This window comes from Chitinophaga sp. (assembly GCF_036566945.1).
GTDB lineage: Bacteria > Bacteroidota > Bacteroidia > Chitinophagales > Chitinophagaceae > Chitinophaga.
On record NZ_DATCVJ010000071.1, the window covers coordinates 1 to 6,840 of the forward strand.

6 protein-coding genes are annotated in these 6,840 nt (G+C 46.1%); all 6 read left to right on the forward strand.

The window, feature by feature from the left end; genetic code table 11:
• Positions 1 to 78 carry a potassium-transporting ATPase subunit F gene (locus tag VIP81_RS33720; RefSeq protein ID WP_133807259.1) on the forward strand — a complete coding sequence of 26 codons (78 nt, stop codon included), beginning with the start codon at positions 1 to 3 and terminating at the stop codon, positions 76 to 78.
• A gap of 54 nt (positions 79 to 132) precedes the next feature.
• A complete protein-coding gene (gene kdpA / locus VIP81_RS02080; RefSeq protein ID WP_331956820.1) occupies positions 133 to 1,845 on the forward strand; it encodes a potassium-transporting ATPase subunit KdpA in 1,713 nt (570 codons plus the stop codon).
• 22 nt (positions 1,846 to 1,867) lie between these two features.
• Positions 1,868 to 3,913 carry a potassium-transporting ATPase subunit KdpB gene (gene kdpB / locus VIP81_RS02085; RefSeq protein ID WP_331956821.1) on the forward strand — a complete coding sequence of 682 codons (2,046 nt, stop codon included), beginning with the start codon at positions 1,868 to 1,870 and terminating at the stop codon, positions 3,911 to 3,913.
• A gap of 25 nt (positions 3,914 to 3,938) precedes the next feature.
• Entirely contained in the window at positions 3,939 to 4,502 is a 564-nt protein-coding gene (gene kdpC / locus VIP81_RS02090; RefSeq protein WP_331956822.1) for a potassium-transporting ATPase subunit KdpC, read from the forward strand.
• A gap of 129 nt (positions 4,503 to 4,631) precedes the next feature.
• Positions 4,632 to 5,720: a porin gene (locus tag VIP81_RS02095; protein ID WP_331956823.1), complete on the forward strand. Its 1,089-nt coding sequence runs from the start codon at positions 4,632 to 4,634 to the stop codon at positions 5,718 to 5,720.
• 122 nt (positions 5,721 to 5,842) lie between these two features.
• A partial coding sequence (locus tag VIP81_RS02100; RefSeq protein WP_331956824.1) for a sensor protein KdpD occupies positions 5,843 to 6,840 on the forward strand: 998 nt, incomplete at its 3' end.

Consider the following 6,840-nt stretch of genomic DNA (forward strand, 5'->3'; position numbering starts at 1 on the left):
ATGACAGCATTATTTATTTTATCACTTTTCGTTTTCGGCTACATGATATATGTACTGTTGAAACCTGAAAAATTCTGATTGGAGTACTATCTCCTACGCCTATACGCAAAGCTTTTTTAATTAACTATAGAAATGACAACAGAACTTTTAGGCGTCATTGCCACCTACGGCATCACGCTGTTGCTCGCCTGGCCACTGTCCAGGTACATCGTTAAAATATTCCGGGGGGAGCGGACCTGGTCCGATTTTATGTCGCCGCTGGAACGTCTCTTCTTCAAAATTTCCGGTATCAATCCTAAAGAGGAAATGGACTGGAAACAGCATATGAAGGCATTGCTGACCATCAATCTTGTTTGGTTTGTGTATGCTTTTTTTGCGTTGTTTTTCCAGGATAAACTGCCGCTGAATCCGGATGGAAACCCGGGACAGTCGGCTGATCTGGCGTTTAACACCGCCATTAGTTTTGTGGTAAACTGTAACCTGCAACACTATTCCGGCGAAACGGGTGTTACCTATTTCACGCAATTATTTGTACTGGCTTTCCTGCAGTTTGTAAGTGCCGCTACTGGTATTGCTGCGTTGGTAGTAGTGTTTAAGGCGATGAAGGAAAAAACAACCACTAAGCTGGGTAACTTCTGGGACATTTTCCTGAAAACAATTACCCGTATCCTGTTACCACTCAGCATTGTTATTGCGCTCATCTTTATATTTAACGGAATGCCTGCCAGCTTCGCCGGCAAGGATACGATTGTTACCATGCAGGGCGATACGGTGAATGTATCGCGTGGTCCGGTGGCTGGTTTTGTAGCCATCAAGCACCTGGGAACCAATGGTGGTGGCTTCTTTGGCGCCAACTCCGCTCACCCGCTGGAAAATCCTAATTACGTTACCTGGATGACAGAAATGGTAGCCCAGGTAGTGCTGCCTATTGCGATGGTATTTGCATTGGGCCTGTTTATACAAAAAAGGAAATTCGCCAACGTCATATTCGGGATCATGACCATAGGGATGGTCTGTTTACTGATCCCGTCTATACAACAGGAAGTAGCCGGTAACCCGGAAATAGCGAAGATGGGCATACACCAGGTCACGGGGGCCATGGAGGGCAAGGAAGTGCGCTTTGGCGCCGCGGCTACAGGATACTGGAGTACGGTGACCACTATTATATCTACCGGATCGGTATGCGGCTGGCACGATAGCACCATGCCTATGACCGGCTTAATGCAGTTGCTGGGTATGATGCTGAACTGTTTGTATGGTGGTTGTGGCGTAGGTATCCTGAACTATTACATCTACATTATCATCGCCGTATTTATATCAGGACTCATGGTAGGCCGTACACCGGAATTCATGGGGCATAAACTGGAAGCGAGAGAAGTAAAGATTGCGGCCATTATTACGCTGTTATCACCTTTCCTGATCCTGGCTGGTACCGCTTTATCTGCTTTTGTGTTAACGCATCATCCGAATGCCGACTGGGCGGTGAAGCCTTCGGCCTGGCTCAATAATCCCAGCTTCCATGGCTTCTCTGAAATGCTCTATGAGTATACTTCTGCTAATGCCAATAACGGTTCTGGTTTTGAAGGTTTGGGAGATGGTAACGTATTCTGGAATGTTTCTACCGGATTTGTGCTGATCCTCGGCAGGTTCCTGCCCATTATAGGACCGGTGGCCATTGCTGGTTTGATGGCATCCAAGAAATACATCCCTGAATCTGCCGGTACGCTGAAAACAGATTCACTCACTTTCGGCGCCATGACATTCGCGGTGATTGTTATTCTCACGGCTTTGTCTTATTTCCCGGCGCTGGCATTGGGTCCTATCGCAGAGTATTTTTCCCTGTAAATTTTTTTAATGACTGATTACCATGAAGCATGATAATAAATTGTTTCCGAAAGAGCTGGTGATGGAGAGCCTGAAGCAGTCCTTCGTGAAACTGAATCCGAAATTGATGATTAAAAACCCGGTGATGTTCACCGTGGAAGTGGGTACCGCTGTAATGGCCATAGTGGCACTGTATGCGGTATTCACCGGTAACAAAGACCAGGGTAGCGCCGCTTATAACGTAGCTATCTTTGCGGTGCTTTTCCTGACCGTGTTGTTTGCCAACTTCGCAGAAGCCATTGCAGAAGCACGCGGTAAAGCACAAGCGGAAAGCTTGCGTAAAACAAGGGAAGAAACGCCCGCTAAAAAAGTAGAATTGATCGGTGAAATATTTACCAACGAAATAAAAATCGTTTCTTCTGCTACCCTGCGTAAAGGCGACATCTTTGTATGTGAGGCCGGCGATATTATCCCCGCAGATGGAGAGATTGTACAGGGGCTTGCCAGCATCGACGAATCAGCTATTACCGGCGAAAGTGCGCCGGTGATCCGGGAAGCCGGCGGTGATAAGTCCAGCGTAGTAGGCGGTACCAAAGTATTATCTGATCATATTAAAGTAAGGGTGAGCACCGAACCCGGTGAATCTTTCCTGGATAAAATGATAGCCCTCGTAGAAGGCGCCAGCAGACAAAAAACGCCGAATGAAATTGCACTCACCATTCTGCTGGCTAGTTTCACGCTGGTATTTATCATTGTATGCGTAACGCTAAAACCTTTTGCAGACTACGCACAAACACCTATCACCATTGCCGCATTTATTTCGCTGTTTGTATGTTTAATACCTACTACCATCGGCGGTTTATTATCGGCGATTGGTATAGCAGGAATGGATCGTGCACTGCGTGCCAATGTGATCACCAAGTCTGGTAAAGCTGTAGAAACTGCCGGAGATATAGATGTGTTGTTGCTGGATAAAACCGGTACCATCACCATCGGTAACCGTAAGGCAACCAACTTCTACGCAACCAACGGTATCTCTAACGAAGAATTTATTCGCCTGTGCGCACTCAGTTCTTTATCTGATGAAACGCCGGAAGGTAAGTCTATTGTAGAACTGGCCGGAAAGGACGTCGTCAATAAATTAACGGTGAGTGGCGCCAGCCTCGTAAAATTTACCGCTGAAACCCGCAGCAGCGGTATCGACCTGCCGGATGGTAACCGTATCCGTAAAGGTGCTTACGATGCCATTAAGCGACTCGCAGAAAGAGAGGGATTTACTTTCCCTGCGGAAACCCTGGCGAAAGTAGAAGCCATTTCCAATGATGGAGGTACGCCGCTGGTAGTATCGCTTAACAGTAAAGTACAGGGCGTTATTGAATTGCAGGATATCATCAAACCCGGTATCAGCGAACGTTTCGACCGCCTGCGTAAAATGGGTGTGAAAACGGTGATGGTAACCGGTGATAATCCGCTGACCGCAAAGTATATTGCTACCAAAGCCGGTGTAGACGACTTCATTGCAGAAGCCAAGCCGGAAGATAAAATGAGTTATATCCGCAAGGAGCAAAACGAAGGTCGCCTGGTAGCCATGATGGGCGATGGTACCAACGATGCCCCTGCCCTGGCGCAGGCCGATGTAGGTGTGGCCATGAATAGTGGTACCCAGGCTGCGAAAGAAGCCGGTAACATGGTGGACCTGGACAATGATCCTACCAAGCTGATTGAAATAGTGGAAATCGGTAAACAGTTGCTGATGACCCGCGGTACACTCACCACCTTCTCTATCGCGAATGATGTGGCTAAGTATTTCGCGATTGTACCAGCTTTGTTTGTGGCATCTATACCAGCATTGCAAGGTATTAACATCATGAAACTGCATAGCCCTGAAACAGCGATTTTAAGTGCGGTTATTTTCAACGCGATCATTATTCCAATGCTGATACCACTGGCATTACGTGGAGTGGCTTACAAGCCTATAGGCGCCAGTGCACTGCTCCGCAGGAATCTGTTGATCTATGGTGTAGGTGGTATCATTGCGCCTTTCATAGGTATCAAGTTAATTGATATGCTGATGGCGCTTTTCATGTAATTCTAAAAAATAAAAATTTAAAGAGATGAAAAAATATCTTTGGCCTTCTGTAAAACTCACTTTATTACTGGTGGTATTGCTGGGCGGAATATATCCTTTGTTCCTCGCTGGTGTGGCCAAAATGGCGCCTGGTAATGGCGATGGTGTAAAGATTGTGCGGAATGGAAAAGTAGTGGGTTATGAAAATATAGCACAAAAATTTTCTGATGATAAATATTTCCAGCCCCGTCCTTCTACGGTAGATTATAATGCTGCCGGTTCCGGTGGCTCCAATAAATCAGCCGGCAATCCTGACTACCTGAAAGCGGTACAGGAAAGAATAGACACTTTTATGGTGCATAATCCGGACGTAAAGAAAGCCGATATCCCTGCGGAACTGGTAACGGCTTCTGCAAGTGGTCTTGACCCACACCTTACGCCGGAAGCGGCATACGTGCAAATACCACGTGTGGCCAAACAGAGAGGTATAGCAGCCGATCGTTTGAAGCAACTGGTGGATGCCAATACCAAAGCTCCGGTACTGGGTGTACTGGGCGTAGCTACTGTTAATGTGTTAAAATTGAATATCGCGCTCGATGATTTGAAGTAGCGTTGAGCGTTGTCCTGTTATTCCTTGGACCTGTGAATATCCTATGATGCACTATCTTGCCTGGCAATTCGTCGCAGCGGATTGCCAGTGATTACAACACCAACTACCTATATTAAAAGTCAACTTGAAATGAAAAAAATTCTATTACTGGCCGGCGCAATGGCTGCCGCAATTACGATGTTCGCCCAGGATGCTCCGAAAACAGCAACAGACAACGACAAAGGTAAAATCACCTTTTCCGGATATGCAGAAGCATATTACAGCTATGATCTCAATCAGCCGGCAGATCATACCAAGCCTGGCTTCCTGTATAATTACAATCGCCATAATGAGCTGAATCTGAACCTGGCCATGGTGAAGGCGAACTATACCTCCGATCGTGTACGCGCCAACGTTGGTTTGATGGCTGGTACTTATCCGCAATACAATCTGGCTGCAGAACCCACGCTGATGCAGTATGTATACGAAGCCAACGTGGGCATTCGTGTAGGCAAAAACGTTTGGATTGATGCAGGTGTAATGCCCGCGCATATAGGCTTTGAAAGCGCTATCGGAAAAGATTGTCCTACGCTTACCCGCAGCATGCTCGCAGAGAATTCGCCCTATTATGAAACCGGCGCTAAAGTAACCTGGACGCCTAATGCCAAATGGTCGTTTGCCGCCATGTACCTGAATGGCTGGCAACGGATTAAGAAAGTGGATGGTAACCAGACGCCTAACTTCGGCACACAAATCACCTTTAAACCATCTGATAAAATATTGCTCAACTGGAGTACCTACGTCGGTAATGATCTCCCGGATAGTGTACGCCAGATGCGCTACTTTAATGATGTTTATGGTACCTTTAGTATTACGGAAAAATTCAGTCTCATTGCAGGATTTGACTTTGGATTGCAACAAAAAGCCAAAGGATCTTCCGATCTGAACAGCTGGTACAGTCCTATTGTTATAGGGAGGTATGCATTTACCGATAAATTCGCCATGGCAGCACGTGTAGAGTATTATAACGATCAGCATGGAGTGGTAATCAACAGCGGCACACCAGATGGATTTCAAACCACCGGCTACTCCCTTAACCTCGATTTTACCCCGGTGAAAAATGTAATGTTCAGACTGGAAGGAAGAACGTTTGATGGGAAAGACAAAACATTTATGAAAGGAACCGAAATGAAAAATACCAGCACATCGGTGACTGCCTCGTTAGCAGTATGGTTTTAATGAAATTACGAATTACGAATTACGAATTACGGATTTGTGGGTAGATCGTAAATGATCTTCGGGGATATCTACCCACAAATCCGTAATTCGTAATTCGTAATTCGTAATTCTAATTCATTACAATGGACTCGAAAGAACACTCCGTACAGCATTTTCTTAACCTGGCTAATCGCGCCGGCAGAGGTAAGTTTAAGATATACATCGGCATGAGTGCCGGTGTGGGAAAAACGTATCGCATGCTGCAGGAGGCGCACGCCATGTTAAGAAATGGTGTAAACATCCAGATCGGTTATATAGAAACGCATGGGCGTGTGGAAACACATGCCCTGCTGGATGGTTTGCCCCAGATACCCCGTCGGCAGGTATTTTACAAAGGAAAGATGCTGGACGAGATGGATCTTTCCACCATATTATTACTCGCGCCAGACTGGGTAGTGGTAGATGAACTGGCCCATAGTAATATTCCAGGTTCTAAAAATGAGAAACGCTGGCAGGACGTGGTAGACCTGTTAAATGCCGGTATTAACGTGCTTTCTGCGGTGAACATTCAGCACATCGAAAGCATTAACCAGGAAGTGAAATCCATTACCGGCGTAGAAGTACAGGAACGTATTCCAGACCTGGTGCTGCAAATGGCGGATGAAGTGGTAAATATTGATCTTACCGCAGATGAATTAATTACCCGTTTGAAAGAAGGGAAGATCTATGATCGTTCCAAAGTAGAGAGTGCCCTGAGTAATTTTTTTCAGGCAGATAAAATCCTGCAACTGCGGGAGCTGGCGCTGAAGGAAGTGACCACACAGGTGGAAAGGAAAGTTGAAACCGAGATTCCCCGTAACCTGCAAATGCGCCATGAAAGCTTCCTGGCATGTATTTCTACGAATGATGAAGTAGCCCGGAAAGTGATTCGTAAAACGGCCAGGCTGGCCGCTTATTATCATGCCGACTGGTTTGTGTTATATGTGCAGGTACCTGGAGAAAGCTCCGATAAAATAGCATTATCTGCCCAACGTCATCTTATTAATAACCTGAAACTAGCTACAGAACTGGGTGCAGAAGTTATACAGGAGCATAGTGCCAAAGTTTCGGAAGCTATCATTAACATTGCATTACAAAAAAG